At 73.1% G+C, this 16801-nt stretch carries 16 protein-coding genes; 8 read left to right on the top strand and 8 right to left on the bottom strand.

Annotation, left to right across the window (positions count from 1 at the left end):
• Positions 1–51: 51 nt before the first annotated feature.
• Both KU893_RS04455 and KU893_RS04450 read left to right on the top strand, forming a co-directional pair.
• A complete protein-coding gene (locus tag KU893_RS04455) occupies positions 52–1242 on the top strand; it encodes a PucR family transcriptional regulator (RefSeq protein WP_218233098.1) in 1191 nt (396 codons plus the stop codon).
• Positions 1239–2105, top strand: coding sequence for an SGNH/GDSL hydrolase family protein (locus tag KU893_RS04450; RefSeq protein ID WP_218233097.1), 867 nt, complete (start codon positions 1239–1241; stop codon positions 2103–2105). The genes KU893_RS04455 and KU893_RS04450 overlap by 4 nt, the downstream gene beginning before the upstream one ends.
• Positions 2106–2207: 102 nt before the next feature.
• On the opposite strand, the gene KU893_RS04445 is transcribed toward KU893_RS04450, so the two are convergent.
• The 3 genes from KU893_RS04445 to KU893_RS04435 form a co-directional block, all read right to left on the bottom strand.
• The gene (locus KU893_RS04445; RefSeq protein WP_218233096.1) at positions 2208–3074 is read right to left on the bottom strand and encodes an HpcH/HpaI aldolase/citrate lyase family protein; all 867 of its coding nucleotides are present in this window, start codon (positions 3072–3074) and stop codon (positions 2208–2210) included.
• A 5-nt stretch (positions 3075–3079) separates the two neighbouring features.
• Entirely contained in the window at positions 3080–4168 is a 1089-nt protein-coding gene (locus KU893_RS04440) for an HpcH/HpaI aldolase/citrate lyase family protein (RefSeq protein ID WP_218233095.1), read from the bottom strand.
• 85 nt (positions 4169–4253) lie between these two features.
• Positions 4254–4745 (bottom strand): DnaJ family domain-containing protein, encoded by a 492-nt coding sequence (locus tag KU893_RS04435; RefSeq protein ID WP_218233094.1) that lies wholly within the window; start codon positions 4743–4745, stop codon positions 4254–4256.
• A gap of 71 nt (positions 4746–4816) precedes the next feature.
• Between KU893_RS04435 and KU893_RS04430 the strand changes: the two genes are divergently transcribed.
• Both KU893_RS04430 and KU893_RS23480 read left to right on the top strand, forming a co-directional pair.
• Positions 4817–5005, top strand: coding sequence for a DUF1918 domain-containing protein (locus KU893_RS04430; RefSeq protein WP_218233093.1), 189 nt, complete (start codon positions 4817–4819; stop codon positions 5003–5005).
• 98 nt (positions 5006–5103) lie between these two features.
• Positions 5104–6285: a PucR family transcriptional regulator gene (locus KU893_RS23480; protein WP_218233092.1), complete on the top strand. Its 1182-nt coding sequence runs from the start codon at positions 5104–5106 to the stop codon at positions 6283–6285.
• 72 nt (positions 6286–6357) lie between these two features.
• Here KU893_RS23480 and KU893_RS04420 read toward each other — a convergent pair whose 3' ends face one another.
• Both KU893_RS04420 and KU893_RS04415 read right to left on the bottom strand, forming a co-directional pair.
• Complete coding sequence (locus KU893_RS04420; protein ID WP_218233091.1) at positions 6358–8325, bottom strand: ABC transporter ATP-binding protein; 1968 nt, start codon at positions 8323–8325, stop codon at positions 6358–6360.
• Positions 8325–8984: a nitroreductase family protein gene (locus KU893_RS04415; protein WP_218233090.1), complete on the bottom strand. Its 660-nt coding sequence runs from the start codon at positions 8982–8984 to the stop codon at positions 8325–8327. The genes KU893_RS04420 and KU893_RS04415 overlap by 1 nt, the downstream gene beginning before the upstream one ends.
• 167 nt (positions 8985–9151) lie before the next feature.
• Here KU893_RS04415 and KU893_RS04410 point away from each other — a divergent pair, with 167 nt between their 5' ends.
• From KU893_RS04410 to KU893_RS04400, 3 genes are read left to right on the top strand one after another with little or no spacing between them, the layout of a single operon-like run.
• Positions 9152–9304 (top strand): hypothetical protein, encoded by a 153-nt coding sequence (locus KU893_RS04410; RefSeq protein WP_218233089.1) that lies wholly within the window; start codon positions 9152–9154, stop codon positions 9302–9304.
• Between the two features lie 53 nt (positions 9305–9357).
• On the top strand, positions 9358–12336 hold the full coding sequence (locus KU893_RS23125; RefSeq protein ID WP_218233088.1) for a helix-turn-helix transcriptional regulator: 2979 nt from the start codon (positions 9358–9360) through the stop codon (positions 12334–12336).
• Positions 12337–12376: 40 nt separating this feature from the next.
• Entirely contained in the window at positions 12377–13795 is a 1419-nt protein-coding gene (locus KU893_RS04400) for a cytochrome P450 (protein WP_257440860.1), read from the top strand.
• On the opposite strand, the gene KU893_RS04395 is transcribed toward KU893_RS04400, so the two are convergent.
• Entirely contained in the window at positions 13746–14291 is a 546-nt protein-coding gene (locus KU893_RS04395; RefSeq protein ID WP_218233087.1) for a hypothetical protein, read from the bottom strand. The genes KU893_RS04400 and KU893_RS04395 overlap by 50 nt on opposite strands.
• 112 nt (positions 14292–14403) lie before the next feature.
• On the opposite strand from KU893_RS04395, the gene KU893_RS04390 reads away from it, so the two are divergent.
• Positions 14404–14763, top strand: a complete 360-nt coding sequence (locus tag KU893_RS04390; RefSeq protein WP_218233086.1) for a VOC family protein — start codon at positions 14404–14406, stop codon at positions 14761–14763.
• Between the two features lie 18 nt (positions 14764–14781).
• Here the strand turns inward: KU893_RS04390 and KU893_RS04385 are convergent, their stop codons facing one another.
• Positions 14782–15939, bottom strand: coding sequence for a sulfotransferase family protein (locus tag KU893_RS04385; RefSeq protein ID WP_218233085.1), 1158 nt, complete (start codon positions 15937–15939; stop codon positions 14782–14784).
• A complete protein-coding gene (locus KU893_RS04380) occupies positions 15936–16730 on the bottom strand; it encodes an SDR family oxidoreductase (RefSeq protein WP_218233084.1) in 795 nt (264 codons plus the stop codon). Before KU893_RS04380 ends, KU893_RS04385 begins: the two co-directional genes overlap by 4 nt.
• Between the last annotated feature and the right edge of the window lie 71 nt (positions 16731–16801).

The raw sequence follows: 16801 nt of genomic DNA, 5'->3' as shown, positions 1-16801 counted from the left end.
GCCGGTGAATCTACTCGCTGGTTTTGTACCTGAGAGACAAAGAAGGTGCCGATGCCCCGTCGAGTGTTGCGCCGGCCACGGACCGGCGGCAGTGTGCTGCTGCCCCCTGAGACGGTGTCCGCGCTGCGCGGCGAGCTGGCCCGGGTGGCCGACGACGTCGTCGAGCAGATCATCCGCGAGGTGCCGGCCTACGAGGACGCGTTCAGCGGGCCGATGGGCGAGACCATCCGCGGTGCGGTGCAGGTCGCGCTCGGCGGCTTCCTGTCCCTCATCAGCGACTCGCGCGGCCCGGACGCGCTGGCGCCGCGGGCCTCGGCGTTCGACGGCGCCTACCAGCTCGGGCGCGGCGAGGTCCGCAGCGGGCGGACGGCGGACGCGCTGCTGTCGGCGTACCGGATCGGGGCCCGGATCTCCTGGCGGCACCTGTCGGCGAAGGCCGTCGAGCAGGGCATCGACCCGGCGACCATGGCCTCCTTCGCCGAGCTGGTGTTCGCCTACATCGACGAGCTGTCCGCGGCGAGCGTGGCCGGCCACCGCGACGAGTCGGCCAGCGAGGGCCGGATCCGGCAGCGGCTGGTCGAGCGGCTGGCCCGCCACCTGTTGACCGGTGCGCCCGAGGCGACCGTGCTGGCCTCGGCCGAGCGGGCCGAGTGGACGCCGCCGGTCACCCTCACCGCCGTCCTGGTGGGTGAGTCCCGGGCGGGCGCGCTGCTGCAGGTGCTGCGGCGCGGCACGCTGCTGACCACCGACCTGCCCGAGCTCGACGGCGCGGCGCTGCTGATGGTCCCCGACGCCCACGGCAGGCGGAGGGGGACCCTGCTGCGGGCGGTCGGCGGCCGCGACGCCCTGGTCGGCCCGGCCCGCCCGTGGCTCTCGGTGCGCGAGTCCTACGACCGGGCGGTCCGGGCCCGGGCGCTCGGGCTGACCGGCGACACCGAGCAGCACCTGTCGCGGCTGGTGCTCACCGCCGACCCGCAGGCGCTGGCGGACCTGCGCGCCAGCGTCCTCGCGCCGCTCGACGAGCTGCGTCCGGCCGCCGCCACGAAGCTGCGCGAGACGCTGCGGGCCTGGCTGCTGCACCAGGGTCGGCGCGACGACGTCGCCGCCGCGCTGTTCGTGCACCCGCAGACGATCCGGTACCGGATGACCCAGCTGCGGGACCTGTACGGCGACCGGTTGGAGGACCCCGATACCGTCCTTGCCCTGACCATTGCTCTCGCGGTCGAGGAGGTGAGCGGATGAGGCGTGCCGCCTCCCTGCTGGTCGTGGCCGCGGTCCTGCTCGCCGGGTGCTCCGACCCGCCGGAGTCCAAGATCAGCCGCGCGGACGCGGCGCGGGACGGGGCGTCGTACGTCGCCCTGGGGGACTCCTACGCCGCCGGGCCCCGGCTCGGCCCGAACACGGGACCGGTCGGCTGCGAGCAGACGAAGGGGAACTACCCCCACCTGCTGGCCGAGCGGCTCGACCTCGAGCTCACCGACGTCACCTGCGGTGGTGCGACGAGCGCCGACCTCGCGCAGTCGCAGACCCCGCCGAACGGCGAGCCGGTGCCGCCCCAGCTCGACGCGCTGAGCGCGTCCACCGACCTGGTGACGATCGGCATCGGCGGCAACGACGGCAAGACCTTCTCCGAGCTGATGACGACCTGCGTCGGCAAGGCGGTCAAGGACCCCGACGGCGCGCCGTGCACGGCGCCGGGCGCGTCCTTCCGGACCAAGGTGGAGCGGCAGCTCGGCCGGCTTCCCGCCCGCATGGTCGAGTCCATCGAGGCGGTCCGGGAGCGTGCGCCGAAGGCGACGGTCATCGTCGTCGGGTACCCGGCGATCTTCCCGGCCGCCGGCACCTGCGACCTGCTGCCGCTCGCCCGCGGCGACTACCCGTACGCGCGCGACTACGTCAGCCGGATCAACGAGGGGCTGGCCGCCGCGGCCGACCAGGCGGGCGTCGCGTACGTCGACGTCTGGACCGCCACCGACGGCCACGACATCTGCTCCACCGATCCGTGGATCGCCGGGCTGGTCCCCGCCGAGGCGGGCCTCGAGTACCACCCGTACGCCCGGGAGCAGCAGGTCGTCGCCGACCTGCTGGTCGACGAGCTGCGCTGAGCCTGGACGACAAAACTCACGCTGGGACGAGGAAGCTTCCTCGTCCCAGCGTGAGTTTCACCGGCCGGCCGGCGAAACTGTCCCCGGCCGGATCTCTGAAGATCAGGCCTGCAGGGCCTGGATCGCCTCGTGGATCGCGAGCGTGCGCTCGGCGGACTCGACGTGGAGGCTCTCCACCATCTTGCCGTTGTAGGTGACCACACCGGCGCCCTTGCCGTCCTCCCAGGCCTGGATCAGGCCGCGGGCGTCTTCGACGGCCTGCTCGCTCGGGGCGAAGCCGGAGTTGGCGCCCTCGACCTGGCCCGGGTGGATCAGGGTCTTGCCGTCGAAGCCCATCTGCCGGCCCTGCTCGACCTCGGCGAGGAAGCCCTCGACGTTCTTCACGTCGTTGTAGACGCCGTCGATGATCACGATGCCGGCGGCCCGGGCCGCGAGCAGCGCCAGGCCGAGACCGGTGATCACGGGCTGGCGGCCGGGCACGTGCTCGGCGTACAGCTCCTTGACGAGGTCGTTGGTGCCCATCACGAAGCCGGTCAGGCGCTCGGAGGCGGTGGCGATCGAGAGCGCGTTCAGCATGCCGATCGGCGTCTCGACCATCGCCCACAGCGTGGTCTTCTCGGGCGCGCCGGCGGCGGCGAGGGCGTCGACGAGCTCGCGGACCTCCTCGGCGGAGTTCACCTTGGGGACGAGGACGACGTCGGGGCCGGCCTGCGCGGCGGCGCGGATGTCGTCGGCGTGCCACTCGGTGCCGATGCCGTTGACCCGGATGATGAGGTGGCGGTCGCCGTACTCACCGGACTGGACGGCGGCCGCGGCGGCCTTGCGGGCCTCCGGCTTCGCGTCGGGCGCGACCGCGTCCTCGAGGTCGAAGATGATCGCGTCGGCGGGCAGCGTCTTCGCCTTCTCCAGGGCCCGCTCGTTGGAGCTGGGCATGTAGAGGACGGAGCGCAGGGGCTTGAAGTCGCTCATGGTGGTCAGGCCTCCGGGGTCTCGATGGCGTCGTACGTCGCCTTCAGGTCGGGGTCGATCTCGGCCAGCTTCTCGGCCAGCTCGACGAGGACCAGGCACTGCTTGAGGGAGGCGTCGTCCTCCATCTTGCCGTCGATCATGACCGCACCGGTGCCGTCGCCCATCGCGGCGACCACCCGGCGGGCGTGGGCGATGTCCTCGACGCTCGGGGAGAAGACCCGGTTGGCGATCTTGATCTGGACCGGGTGCAGCGACCAGGTGCCGACGCAGCCGAGCAGGAACGCGTTGCGGAACTGGTCCTCGCAGGCGACCGTGTCCTTGATGTCGCCGAACGGCCCGTAGTACGGGTAGATCCCGTGGGTCGCGCAGGCGTCGACCATCTTGGCGATCGTGTAGTGCCACAGGTCCTGCTGGAAGATCGCACGCTTCGCGTCGAGGTCGGGCAGGCCGTCCGCGCCGCGCGGGGCGTCCTCGCGGACGAGGTAGCCGGGGTGGCCGCCACCGACGCGGGTGGTCTTCATCTTGCGGTCGGCCGCGAGGTCGGCCGGGCCCAGCGAGAGGCCCTGCATGCGCGGGGACGCGCCGCAGATCTCCTCGACGTTGGCCACGCCGCGCGCGGTCTCGAGGATCGCGTGGATCAGGATCGGCTTGCTGATGCCGGCCTTCGCCTCGAGCTGGGCGAGGATCCGGTCGACGTAGTGGATGTCCTCGGCGCCCTGCACCTTCGGGACCATGATCACGTCGAGCTTCTCGCCGATCGCCGGCACCAGCGTGGTCAGGTCGTCGAGGACCCACGGGCTGTCGAGGGCGTTGATCCGGGTCCACAGCTGGGTCGGCCCGAAGTCGGTGTCCTGGGCGATCTTGACCAGGCCCTCGCGCGCGGCGACCTTGTTGTCGGCCTTGACGGCGTCCTCGAGGTTGCCCAGCAGCACGTCGACGGTGCCGACCATCGCGGGGATCTTCGCGGCCATCTTCTCGTTGCTGGGATCGAAGAAGTGGATCGCGCGGCTCGGCCGGGCGGGGATCTCGCGCAGCGGCTGGGGCGCACCCACGGCCAGCGGTCGGAAGAAGTCCTTGGCGCTCTTGTGACTCACGTTTGCTGAACCTACCCGGGAGCCACCCCGTCCGGGTATGACGGATGTCTCGCGAGACACCCCGGGCAGGGCGCCGGGCGGAGCCTCAGCGCCTCCACCGACGGCGGCGGGGTTCGCGCACGGGCTCGGCGGGCGTCGTACGGCGGCGCGCGGCCCGGCGCTCCCGCCAGGCGGCGATCGTCGCCTCGACGTCGCGGGGCATCGTGATCAGCGGCGGGCCGTCGACGGGGGTGTAGCGGGCCCGGATGACGCGAGCGTTGAAGTCCTCCACGAACGCGCGGGCCTCGCGCTCCGAGGCGAGCCGGTCGAGGGCGGCATCGAGCTCGGCGTCGTCCCTGCGGAGCTGGAGGGCGGGCGGCAGGACGGTGATGTGCTCGCGCTCGACGAGGCGCTTGACCCACCAGTCGGGGTCGTGGGTGGTGCCGAGGTCGGCGATCGGCTTCCCGGCGCCGGGGAGGTCGTCGAACTCGCCGAGCTCCATCGCCTGCCGGACCTGGAGGTCGACCCAGGTCTGCTGCTGCTCGATCCGGGCGCGGGCGGCTGCCTTCTCCGCGCGCGGGTCCGGCTGTTCGTCCATGTCCTCAACGATAGGCACCGGGGGCGAGGTCGGGTCTTGTGCCGGGTCGGCCGCAGGCGCATGGTGGAGGTATGCGCGCGAGCAAGGGCGATCACCTGGTGGTCGAGGGACGGACGGTCTCCCTGCACCGCCGCGAGGCGGAGGTGCTCGAGGTGCGCGGCGAGGACGGCGGTCCGCCGTACCTCGTCCGGTGGGAGGATGGCCACGAGTCCCTGGCCTTCCCCGGGCCGGACGCGCACGTGGTGCCTGCCGGGTCCTGAGGGCGGCGGAGCCGGCCGCCGGTGGCGGCGGCCGCAGGACCCGAGCTCCCGGGCCATCGTGTGTGCGCCCGCACAACCGGAGGCCTACTCTCGAGGGTGTGAGTGGACCGGACGTGAACCCCGAGGTGCGCAAGCTCAGCGCACGGCTGCTCCCGGAGTCCGAGCAGCTCGGCGCGGCGATGGCCGAGCGGATCCGGGCCGAGATCCCCGTGTACGACACGGGGGAGACGGTCGCCCACGACGAGCTGGTCGCGTCGTGCACGGTCAACACCCGCTACATCCTCGGCACCCTGGCCGGCGACGTCGCCGTCAGCGAGACGCCCACCGAGACCGGGACCGCCCGGGCCGAGCAGGGGGTCCCGTACGCCGTCGTGCTGCAGGCCTTCCGGGTCGGTACGCGGTTCATCTGGGAGGTCCTCGTCGAGCGGGCCGACCCCGAGGACCGCGACCGGCTGCTGCTCGGCGCCGCCGACATCTGGGCGGTCAGCGACCAGCTCGCCGCCGATGTCACCGACGCCTACCGCCGTGCCCTCGCCGACCGGGCCCGCCGCGACGGGCAGATGCGGGCGGTCCTCGTCGGCTCGCTCCTCGACGGCGACGCCGACGCGACCGCCTACGTCGGCGAGACGGCGGGCATGCTCGACCTCGGCCGGGCCACCGAGTACGTCGTGGTCTCGGCCGAGTCGCCGTCCCCAGGCGCCGAGGGGCTGCCCGACGTGGAGCGGGCGCTGCGGCGCGTCAACGTCCGCTCGGCCTGGCGGCTGGACCACGAGCACCAGGAGGGCGTGGTCGCGCTGCGGCTCGGCTTCGGCGCCGAGCAGCTGGTCGAGCTGCTCGCGGGCCTCGCCCGGGCCCGGGTCGGGGTCAGCGGCGTCGTCGGCCGGCTCGACGACATCCAGGAGGCGCGGCGCCAGGCCCGGGTCGCGTGCGCCGCGGTGTCGCCGGGGTCGGCGGTCGTCGGCCGGTTCGGCGCCGACCCGCTCGCCGTACTGCTGGCCGCGAGCCCGGACCAGGCCCGGGTACTGGTCGACGCCGTGCTCGCGCCGGTGATGGCGCTGCCCGCCGACGACCGGGCGGTGCTGTTCGCGACCGCGCGCGCCTGGTTGGCCGCCGGCGGCTCCACGTCCACCGCGGCCCGCGGGCTGCACGTGCACCGCAACACCGTGCGCTACCGGATCCGCCGGCTCGAGGAGATCACCGGCCGCGACCTGGCCCGCCCCGTCGACGCCGCGGAGCTGTACGTCGCGCTGGAGTGCGTGCGGATCCTCGGCCTCGGATGACCCCAGGACCGCACCCCATGCGGTCTGGTCGTGATCTCGGCGAAATCACGACCAGAACGGATGGGGCGCGGTTCACAGCGGGACGTCGGCGCGGCGCGGGTCGCACCACGGCGTCTCCGCGGGCGTGCGGGAGAACTGCTCGTCGTACAGCCGTCGGTAGAGGCCACCCGCGAGCAGCAGCTCGTCGTGGGAGCCCTGCTCGACCAGGTGCCCGTCCTCGAGCCCGAAGATGACGTCGGCGGAGCGGATCGTGGAGAGCCGGTGGGCGATCGCGATGGTGGTGCGAGACCGGGTGGCGCGCTCCAGCGCCTCCTGGACCAGCCGCTCGGTCTCGGTGTCCAGGGCGGAGGTGGCCTCGTCGAGGATCAGGATCCGCGGGTCCTTGAGCAGTACCCGGGCGATCGCGAGCCGCTGCTTCTCGCCGCCCGACAGCCGGTAGCCGCGCTCGCCGGTGATCGTCTCGTAGCCCTCGGGGAAGCTCATGATCCGGTCGTGGATGTTGGCGTCGCGGGCCGCCTGCACGATCTCCTCCGAGCTCGCGCCGGGCCGGGCGTAGGCGATGTTGTCGCGGATCGTGCCGTGGAAGAGGTACGGCTCCTGGGTGACCATCCCGACCGCGTCGGCCAGCGAGGAGAGGGTGAGGTCGCGCACGTCGTACCCGTCGATGAGGACCGCACCCTCGGTGACGTCGTAGAACCGGGGCACGAGGTAGGTCGCCGTCGTCTTGCCGCTGCCCGACGGACCCACGATCGCGGCCAGCCGGCCGGGCTCCACCACCAGCGACACGTCGTCGAGCGCCCAGGACGAGCCGACGGCCCGGTCCTCGCCCTCGGTGTCGCCCTCGATCCGGACCCCGGTCTCGCCGAAGCGGTCGCGGGTGACGGTGCCGGACAGCGAGCGCGGCTCCGGGTAGCGGAACCGCACGCCCCGGAACTCGACCCGGCCCTGCAGCCGGTCGGGGTCGAGGGCGACCGCGCCGGCCTTCTCGGTGATCGCCGGCTCGAGGTCGAGGTACTCGAAGATCCGCCGGAACAGCGCCATCGAGGTCTGTACGTCGAGCGTCACGCGCATCAGCTGCAGCAGCGGCATCTGCAGCCGGCTCTGCAAGGTGGTGAACGCGACCAGGGTGCCGGCGGTGATGGTGTCGGCGCCGACGGGCACGTTCCCGGTGATGATCCAGCCCGTGACCAGGTAGATCAGCGCGGGCGTGATCGCGAAGAAGGTCTGCACCACCGCGAAGAAGGTGCGGCCGGTCATCGCCTGCTCGACCTGCAGCCGGGTCTGCCTGCGGTTCGCCTCGCGGTAGCGCTCGACCTCGGACTCGGCCCGGTTGAACACCTTGGCGAGCAGGATCCCGCTCACCGACAGGGCCTCCTCGGTGATGGCGGTCATCTCGGAGAGCGACTCCTGGGTACGGCGCGCGAGCCGCTGCCGCGCCCGCCCGACCCGGAACTGCAGGCCGACGAACAGCGGCATCAAGAACAGCGTGAGCACGGTCAGCTGCCACGACAGCACGACCATCGACACCAATGCCGCGGTGACGGTGACCGAGTTCTGCACGATCGTGGTGGCGGTGTCGGTGAGCACCGTCCGCACGCCGGCGACGTCGTTGGCCAGCCGGGACTGGATCGCGCCGGTCTTGGTGGCGGTGAAGAACGCCAGCTCCATCTTCTGCAGGTGCTCGAAGAGGTCCCCGCGCAGGTCGGCCATCGCGGAGTTCCCGACCGTCGAGGTCAGCCACATCTGCACGATGCCGATCAGCGCCGCGACCACCGGGATCGCGCACATGCCCCCGATCAGCCAGGCCAGCAGGCCGAGGTCCGGTCCGCTGCCGTCGAGCGGGAACAACGCGTCGTCGAACACCGCCCGGGTCAGGAACGGCACCATCGACTGCAGCGCCGCCGCGGCCAGCACAGCCACCAGGACGAGGGCGATCTTGCCGCGGTAGGGCCGCAGCAGGTGGGCGATCCGGGGCAGCACCGGCTCACGCTTGCGCAGGTCGGCGGCCGTCAGGTGGGTCACGACGGGGCTCGGCCGCATCAGGCCTCCCCCCAGCCCGCACCCCAGCGGCCGCGGTGGGCCACCTCCCGCCACGGCGTACGACGACGGCGACTCGCCGAGCCCTGCGCGCCCGTCGTGCGTGGGGCCGGGTGGCCGATCGTGATCGCGCCGATCGGGTGCGGCGCCGCCTCGTCGGCGGTGTCGACCAGGCCGAGGAGCTCCTTCACCGCGTCGACACGGCCGGGGACCAGCCCGAAGAAGCAGCCGCCGAGGCCGGCGTCGGTCACCGACTGGAGGAGCAGCAACGACGCCATCGCGGTGTCGAGGTGCCAGTAGGGCATCGCCCAGCGGCTCTCGTCGTGCTCGTGGAGGCCGGCGCGCCGCTTGTCCGGCTCGGCGTAGCGGTCGAGGTACGCATCGCGGCGGCTGCACGGGACGACCACCACCGGGGCGCTCATCATCCCGGCCAGCCAGCGGTCCGGCGTACCGCCGGGCAAGGCAGCGTCGGTCTGCGCCGCCCAGAAGCCGCGCACCGACTCCGGGGTGTCGAGCACGACGAACGCCCAACCCTGGGAGAAGCCGGCGCTCGGCGCCCGGGTGGCGTGGTCGAGCGCCCGCTCGAGCACCGCCGGGTCGACCGGGGCCGATGTGTAGGCGCGCGTCATCCGCCGTCGTCGTACCACCTCGGCGAACTCCACGGGGCCAGCCTAGGGGCGGAGGTCGTGGGGCCCTCAGGCCGTTCGATCGAACGATCTGGGGGACCGCGGCCTGAGGTGCCCGCGCCGGGAACCTGAGGTAGGGAGGTCCCGAACATAGGGACCTTGTCCGATGTGGCGGCCTACCTCAGAGGACGAGTCTCTTCGTCATGAGCAGCAACTACTTCCTCACCGCAGAGAACGACTACCGCCGCCAGCAGGCGGCCCGCGGGATGGCCGCCAGCCGGGCCGGGCGCAGCCGCGCCTCCTGGCTGCGGCGCATCGCCGCCACCGACCCCAGCGTGGAGCGACGCTCGCGCTGAACGGTCATCGACCCTTGTCCACCTTGTCGGCGGCGGACGCCATGATGGTGTCCGTGGTCGCACACAGCAGCCTGACGATGGTCGGGCGTGACACCGAGCTCGCCGAGGCGATCGCCGTGCTCGACGACGCGGTCAGCGCCGCCGAGGCGGGGACGTCGCGGCGGGCCGTGCTGCTGTCCGGCGACGCCGGGGTCGGCAAGACCCGGCTGCTGCGGGCGCTGCGCGACCGCGCGCTCGACACCGGCTGGCAGGTGCTGGCCGGGCATTGCCTCGACTTCGGGGACAGCGCCCTGCCCTACCTCCCCTTCAGCGAGGTGCTCGGCCGGCTCGACGCCAGCCACCCGGAGCTGATCGAGGCGGTCGCGGCGGTCCACCCGGCGCTGGCACGGCTCCAGCCCGGTCGCCGTACCCGCGTCGTGGGCGACGACTCCGCCGACGAGCACAGCCGCGGCGCCGACCGCGGCGACACCTTCGTGGCCGTGCACGCCCTGCTCGAGGCGGCAGCCACCGAGGCCCCTGTGCTGCTCGTCGTCGAGGACCTCCACTGGGCCGACCAGTCGACCCGCGACATGCTCGGCTTCCTGTTCACCCGCGCCTTCGCGCGCCCGGTCGCCATCGTGGCGTCGTACCGCTCCGACGACCTCCACCGGCGCCACCCGCTGCGTCGCCAGGTCGCCGAGTGGACGCGCCTCCCGCAGGTCGGCCGCCTCGCCCTCGGCCCGTTGCCGGCGGAGGCCGTGCGGGCGCTCGTCGGCGAGCTGGCGCCAGCCGGCCTCGACGAGCGCTCGATCGCCCGGATCGTCGAGCGGGCCGAGGGCAACGCCTTCTTCGTCGAGGAGCTGGTGGCGTCCGGCGCCTGCGCCGAGGGCGAGGTTCCCGGCGATCTCGCCGACCTGCTGCTCGTCCGGCTCGACCGCCTCTCCGAGGAGGCCCGCCACGTGGTCCGGGTCGCCAGCGTCGCCGGCCGCCGGGTCAGCCACGACCTGCTCGCCGCCACGGCCGACGTCCCCGTCGACCAGCTCGACTCGGGCATCCGCCAGGCCGTCGAGATGAACGTCGTCGAGGTGGGCAGCCACCTCTACTCCTTCCGGCACGCGCTGCTCGGCGAGGCCGTCTACGACGACCTGCTGCCCGGCGAGCGGGTCCGGCTGCACGCCCGCTACGTCGCCGCACTGTCCAGCGGCGCCGCCCGCGGTACGTCGGCCGAGCTGGCCCGTCACGCCCGCCGGGCAAACGACCTCGACCGGGCGGTGACGGCCAGCATCGAGGCGGGGGACGAGGCGATGGCCGTCGGCGGTCCGGACGAGGCCGCCGACCACTACCAGCAGGCGCTCGAGCTGCTCGAGGACCCCGAGCGCGTCGCCCGGCTGGAGGTCGACCACGCCAAGCTCGTCGTCCGCGCGGCCAACGCCCTGATCACCGGGGGCAACGCGGTGCGGGCGGGCCATCTCGTCGCCACCCAGCTGGCGCAGCTGCCGCCCGACGCACCCGCGATCGCCCGCTCCCGGCTGCTCGTCAGCCTGGCCGAGGTGCTCGCGATGACCGAGACCGAGCTCGACCCGGTCGAGATCTCCGCCGAGGCTCTCGCCCTGGCTCCCGAGGGTGAGAGCCCGCTGCGGGCCAAGGCGCTGGCGGCCCACGCCCGGATCCTGGGCGCCTACCGGCGCGACCAGCAGGACGAGGCCGAGGCCTACCTCACCGAGGCGCTGGCGCTGGCCGAGCGGCTCGCGCTGCCCGAGCTGGCCTCCGACATCGTCACGACCCTGAGCGGACTGCGGGTGCAGACCGTCGCGGGCTCCGAGCAGGACACCCTGCGCCGGGCGCTCGAGTCGTCGGTCGACAGCGCCGTGCGGGCCGGCGCCTTCCAGGCCGAGATCCGCGGGCGCTGGCTGCTCGGCCGCTCCTACCAGGACTCCGGCGACTGGGAGCAGGCCGCGCGGTGGTTCCGCTCGGCGATGGCGCTAGGGGAGCAGGCCGGCCTGGTGTGGGCGCCGTTCAGCATCGAGTCCCGCTGGCAGCTCACCCGGATCAGCTACCTCCTCGGCGACTGGGACGACGTCCTGGCCCTCGTCGAGCACGTCGACGGGCTGAGCGGTCCGCCCATCCCGCGCGGCATCATCGAGCCGGCCCGGCTCTCCGTCCTGGCCGCCCGCGGCGAGGACGTGCTCGACCGCCTGCTCGCGCTGCGCCCGCTCTGGGAGGACGAGGGCGGTGTCGCCGTCTACAGCTCCGGCGCCGAGATCGAGCTCCACGGTGACCGTGCCGACGCGACGGCGGCGATCGCGGTCTACGACGACGTCGTCGAGGTCCTCGGGCGGATCTGGGGCGAGTTCTTCGGCGGCCGGATCCGGCTGGCCGCCGCCACCCTCGCGGCCATCGCCCGCGCGATGGCCCGCGCCAGCGCCGTCGAGCGCCGGGCCCTGGTCACGCGCGCGGACCGGCTGCTGGCCGACGGTGAGGCGGTCCTCGCCGCGATCTGCGAGCGCAGCGGCCCGTGGGGTCCCGAGGGCAGGATGTGGAGCGACCGGCTGGTCGCCGAGCACCTCAGGGTGCGGTGGCTCGGCGGTGCCGATGAGTCTCGTCGCGACGAGCTGTTGGCCGCGTGGCAGGCGGCGCTCGACTCCACCGTGAAGGTCGGGAACGTGCCCGAGCTGCTGCGCGTGCGCGCGGCGTACGCCCAGCTGCTGCGCCTGACCGGCGACACCGCCCGCGCGCGCGACGAGGCCGAGCAGGCCCGTGCCCTCGCCGACCACCTGCGCGCGCCCCTGCTCGTCGCGGACCTCGCGACCGAGCCCGGCGGGGGTCGCGGCGCCGCCGCGACCAGCCACTCCGGTGGAGCCTCCCTCACCGCGCGCGAGCTGGAGATCCTCGCCCTCGTCGCCGAGGGCCGCTCCAACGGCGAGATCGGCAAGCAGCTGTTCATCAGCACGAAGACGGTCAGCGTCCACGTCTCCAACATCCTCGGCAAGCTCGGGGCCTCCGGACGCACCGAGGCGGCGGCGATCGCGCGGCGCGACGATCTCCTACCGTAGGAGGGTGCCCGGCCCCGGGCGGCGGCGTAGCGTCGGGCGGGTGACCACCCATGCGGAGCGCGCGGCGCTCGACGGCGACACCCGCGAGCTCACCCTGCGGCGGTTCCGGCACAGCAGCGTCGTCGGGGGCCGGGGCGCGGCGCCGGTGCCCGTCGACCAGCTGCCGCCCGGCCCGCGCTGGCCGGCGCTGCTGCAGACCGTGGCACTGATGCGCTTCCGGCACCAGTTCCACCCCTGGTTGCACAAGAAGTACGGCGACGCGTACACGGTCCACCTGGTCCCCGGCGGCCGGCCCCTCGTGCTGTTCACCCGGCCCGAGGTCACCAAGGAGATCTTCGCCGCCGACCCCGAGGTCTTCCACGCCGGCAAGGGCAACGCGATCCTCGGCCCGATCATGGGCGAGCACTCGCTGCTCCTGCAGGACTCAACCGAGCACCACCGCGCCCGCAAGCTGCTCATGCCCGCGTTCCTCGGGCACGCGCTGCGCGGCTACCGCGGCCTGGTCGCCGAGGTCGCCGCCGCGGAGGTCGACACCTGGCGGGAGGGCGAGCCGTTCCGTGCGCTCGAGCGGATGAACGCCCTCACGCTCGAGGTGATCCTCCGCGTCGTCTTCGGCGTCACCGACGAGGAGCGGCTCGCCCGCCTGCGCCCGGCGGTCAACCGCACGGTCGAGATCCACCCGGCGATCCTGCTCGGCTGGGCCTACCCGCGGCTGCAGAGGCTCGGCCCCTGGCGGCGGACGGTCGACAACCAGGTCGAGCTCGACCGGTTGATGTATGCCGAGATCCGCGAGCGGCGTACGGCGGCCGACCTCGCCGAGCGCTCCGACGTACTGTCGCGGCTGCTCGCGTCGAGCGACCCCGATCGCCCCGACGACCCGGACCGCGGGCTCGACGACACCGAGCTGCGCGACCAGCTGGTCACCCTGCTGCTCGCCGGTCACGAGACGACCGCCTCGGCCCTGTCGTGGGCACTGGTGGAGGTGGGCCGCAGCCCCGACCTGCTCGCGCGCACCCAGCGCGCGGTCGACGAGGGCGACGACGCCTGGCTCGAGGCGGTGCTCAAGGAGTCGATGCGGCTGCACCCGATCATCCCGATGGTGGTGCGCACCCTGATGGCGCCGGCGACCGTCGGCGGCTGGGACCTGCCGGCCGGCACGACGGTCGGCCCGTCGATCATCATGAGCCACCAGCAGGAGTCGAACTTCGCGGACCCCGGCGTGTTCCGGCCCGAGCGCTTCCTCGGCGACGACGTCCCGGCGCTCACCGTGTGGATCCCGTTCGGTGGCGGCGTCCGGCGCTGCATCGGTGCCGGGTTCTCGCTGATGGAGGGCGTCGAGGTGCTCCGCGAGGTCTTCGGTCGGTACGACGTCAGCGCGGTCGGCACCGACGTCCCGAAGGTCCGCAACATCACCAGCGTGCCGCGGCGGGGGGCGCGGATCCGGGTCCGCGCGCGCTGACCTCCACCGTCGCGGCGACCTGCTCGAACAGGTCCGCGTAGTCGGCGTAGTCCTCGCGCGCGACGGTCCCGGTGAGGGTGACGCCGACGCCGTCGCGCAGCCAGGCCCACTGGTCGCACACGACATCGATCCCGTCGATCCCGTCGAGCCCGCCGATCCCGTCGAGCCGGTGGGAGAACCGGGCGTAGGCGACCGCCTCGCCGCCGAGGTCGATGTCGAGGTCGTCGAGGTCGACGACGTCGGTGTCCTCGACCTCGAGGGCGTCGAGCTGGCCGGCGAGCGCGGCCAGCGCCTCGGCCCGCCAGGCGGCCAGGGACAGCGCGGGGTCGACCGGACCGGTGCGCAGCGCGAGCTCGGGGGTGACGCCGCAGGGTGTGGCGGCGGGTGCGCGCGCGACGAGGAGGACCCCCGGGGCCGGGGTGTCGTGGGCGGTCCAGCGGCGGGGGACCGCGAGCGAGACGGACGGGGTGGTGGGCGGGGTCGTGGAGGAGGTCATGGCGCCAGCGTCGGCACGACGTGGCTGTGGACAAACACCGTCCGGGCCGGCCTGTGGACAGGAGCGGGAGAAGGCGCGCCGCGGTGTCGGAGGTGCGGCCTAGGTTCGGTTCATGGCCATTGCACGCAATCCCCAGTTCGTCCTCGACTGCCCCGACCCGCAGCCGCTCGCGGCCTTCTACGGCGCCCTGCTCGGCTGGGCGCCCCAGGTGGATGCCGACGGAGGTTGGGCCACCGTCAGCGACGGCGACCGGCACCTCCACTTCCAGCGCGTCGACGACTACCGGGCTCCCGACTGGCCCGGGCAGGACGTTCCGCAGCAGGTGCACCTCGATGTCGACGTCGACGACCTCGACGAGGCCGAGGAGGCGACCCTCGCGCTCGGGGCGACCAAGCATCCCCACCAGCCGGGAACGTCCTTCCGCGTCTTCCTCGACCCGGCCGGGCACCCCTTCTGCCTGTGCCAGGGGTGAGGGCCGGGCCCGCGCGGCTCAGCGGGCGAACGACTCCCTGACCTCGTCCTCGGTGATGCCGTAGTCCGCGAGGTCGTACTGGTGCGAGGGCCGGCGCGGTCCCTGGCGCGACTCCTCGTCGAGCCGGCGGACCGCGGCCTGGGCGTCCTGGCTCCAGGGCAGGCCGAAGGCGTCGTAGATGGCGCCGACCGTGCCGACCGGGTCCTGCACGAACGCGCGGTAGTCGACGTCGAAGAACTGGCTCTCGTCGGCCTTCTCCCGCGCCTGCCAGAACGCGTCCCACTGGCGGGTCAGGTGCCCGAGCTGGTCGCGGCCGAGGGTCTCGCCGACGAAGGTCGTCGAATGGCCGTCGGTCGCCTCGGCGGAGAGCGAGCAGGCGGAGGCCACCGAGGTCACCGGGTCGCGCTGGGTCATCACGACCAGGGCGTCCGGGTAGACCTCGAGCAGCGCGTCGAGCGCGATCAGGTGCGACGGGTTCTTGAGCACCCAGCGCTTGTCCTGGTCGTTGAGACCGATCAGCTGCAGGTTCTGGCGGTGTCGCTCGTAGGCGTCGGTCCAGGACTGGGTGGCCAGCCAGCGGGAGTACGCCGGCACGTGGGCCAGCGACTCGAAGCCGAGCGACTTGCCGGTCTGGCGCAGCACCCGCCAGCACTCCTCGGGCTCGGTGGCGTCGGAGTAGTGGATCCCCATGAACTCGGGGTTGGTGACGTGGTGCTCCCGGAACGCCGCCTGCATGGCGGTGAAGATCGGGTCGTCCTCCCAGGTGTCCCGCGGCGGACGGGGCTGTGGGAACTCGGTCAGCCACATCTCGAGGCCCTGGTTCGCCGGGTCGGCGCACAGCAGGCGGCTCAGGGCCGTGGTCCCGGTGCGGGGGAGGCCGAGCACGAAGATCGGCCGCTCGATGGCGACGTCGGCGTGCTGCGGGAACTCGGCGAACCGGGCCTGGGTGAGCAGGCGGGCGACGAGCGCGCTCTTCACCTGCGAGCGCATGAAGTAGTTGCCGATCCCGGTCAGCCCGGCCTCCGCGGAGCCGAGGTCCTCGACCAGGATCCGGAACGCCTCCTCGTGCCCGGGGGCGTCGGCGAAGCCGAAGTCGGTCAGGCCGGTCGTCCGGGTCGCGGCCTCGCAGATGTCCTCGAAGCTGCCGACGTCCGGGCGCTGGCGAGGCTCGCTCATGCGTGGAACTCGCCGCAGTCGACGTTCAGCATCTGGCCGGTCACCGCAGAGGCCAGGTCCGAGGCGAGGAACAGCGCGGCCCGGGCGACCTCGTCCGGCGTCGCGAGGCGCTTCAGGTCGGTGGGCGCCGCCTTCTCGGCGTACACCTCCTCGTGGGTGCGGCCCGACTCCTGGGCGATCCAGTCGAAGTAGGCCTTGTTCACGTCCTCGTAGATGTAGGACGGCGCGATGCTGTTGACCCGGATGCCGCGCGGGCCGAGCTCGGTGGCGAGCGACTGGGCGAGGTGCTCGAGGGTGCCCTTCGACAGCTTGTAGCCGGAGTACTCGGGCTGGCTGCTGTAGATGACGCACGAGTTGACCATGATCACCGAGCCGCCGACCTTGTCCTCGGTCTGCGCGAGCGCGTCGGCGAACAGCGCGGACAGGCGCAGCGGCGCGAAGACGTTGGTCTCGTTCGCGTTGCGCAGGCCATCGAGGTCGAGGGTGCTGATCGGGTCCATCGGCGGGATGCCGAAGGCGTTGTTGATCAGGCAGTCGACCTGGCCGAACTCGTCGAGCGCCGCCTCGACCAGCGCCTTGCGCTGGTCCTCGTCGGTGATGTCGGTCGGGACCACGAGCGCGCGGCGCCCGTAGGAGCGCACGGTCTCGGCCATCTTCTCCAGGCGCTGGGGCGTCCGGCTCGCGAGCACCAGGTCGGCGCCCATCTTGGCCGCCTCCTCGCCGAGGGAGCGGCCCAGGCCCGGCCCGACGCCGGAGAGCACGACGACCTTGTCGGTCAGCAGATCCACCATGGCGAAAGAGTAGAACGTGTTTCAGTTTTCGGGAAGGTGTCGTGAAGACAGTTTCACCGGTCGGCCGGTGA

The sequence above is a fragment of the Nocardioides daeguensis genome, assembly GCF_019192965.1.
GTDB lineage: Bacteria > Actinomycetota > Actinomycetes > Propionibacteriales > Nocardioidaceae > Nocardioides > Nocardioides daeguensis.
The sequence above is the reverse complement of the archived record's forward strand: the minus strand, read 5'-3'. Positions and strand labels throughout refer to the sequence as shown.

Bases quoted from the DNA above. Each gene is read 5' to 3' on its own strand.
- KU893_RS04420 (WP_218233091.1), bottom strand. From the start codon at position 8,325: ATGCGGCCGAGCCCCGTCGTGACCCACCTGACGGCCGCCGACCTGCGC.
- KU893_RS04435 (WP_218233094.1), bottom strand. From the start codon at position 4,745: ATGGACGAACAGCCGGACCCGCGCGCGGAGAAGGCAGCCGCCCGCGCC.
- KU893_RS04410 (WP_218233089.1), top strand. From the start codon at position 9,152: ATGAGCAGCAACTACTTCCTCACCGCAGAGAACGACTACCGCCGCCAG.
- KU893_RS04390 (WP_218233086.1), top strand. From the start codon at position 14,404: ATGGCCATTGCACGCAATCCCCAGTTCGTCCTCGACTGCCCCGACCCG.
- KU893_RS04450 (WP_218233097.1), top strand. From the start codon at position 1,239: ATGAGGCGTGCCGCCTCCCTGCTGGTCGTGGCCGCGGTCCTGCTCGCC.
- KU893_RS04385 (WP_218233085.1), bottom strand. From the start codon at position 15,939: ATGAGCGAGCCTCGCCAGCGCCCGGACGTCGGCAGCTTCGAGGACATC.
- KU893_RS04395 (WP_218233087.1), bottom strand. From the start codon at position 14,291: ATGACCTCCTCCACGACCCCGCCCACCACCCCGTCCGTCTCGCTCGCG.
- KU893_RS04445 (WP_218233096.1), bottom strand. From the start codon at position 3,074: ATGAGCGACTTCAAGCCCCTGCGCTCCGTCCTCTACATGCCCAGCTCC.
- KU893_RS04430 (WP_218233093.1), top strand. From the start codon at position 4,817: ATGCGCGCGAGCAAGGGCGATCACCTGGTGGTCGAGGGACGGACGGTC.
- KU893_RS04455 (WP_218233098.1), top strand. From the start codon at position 52: ATGCCCCGTCGAGTGTTGCGCCGGCCACGGACCGGCGGCAGTGTGCTG.
- KU893_RS04380 (WP_218233084.1), bottom strand. From the start codon at position 16,730: ATGGTGGATCTGCTGACCGACAAGGTCGTCGTGCTCTCCGGCGTCGGG.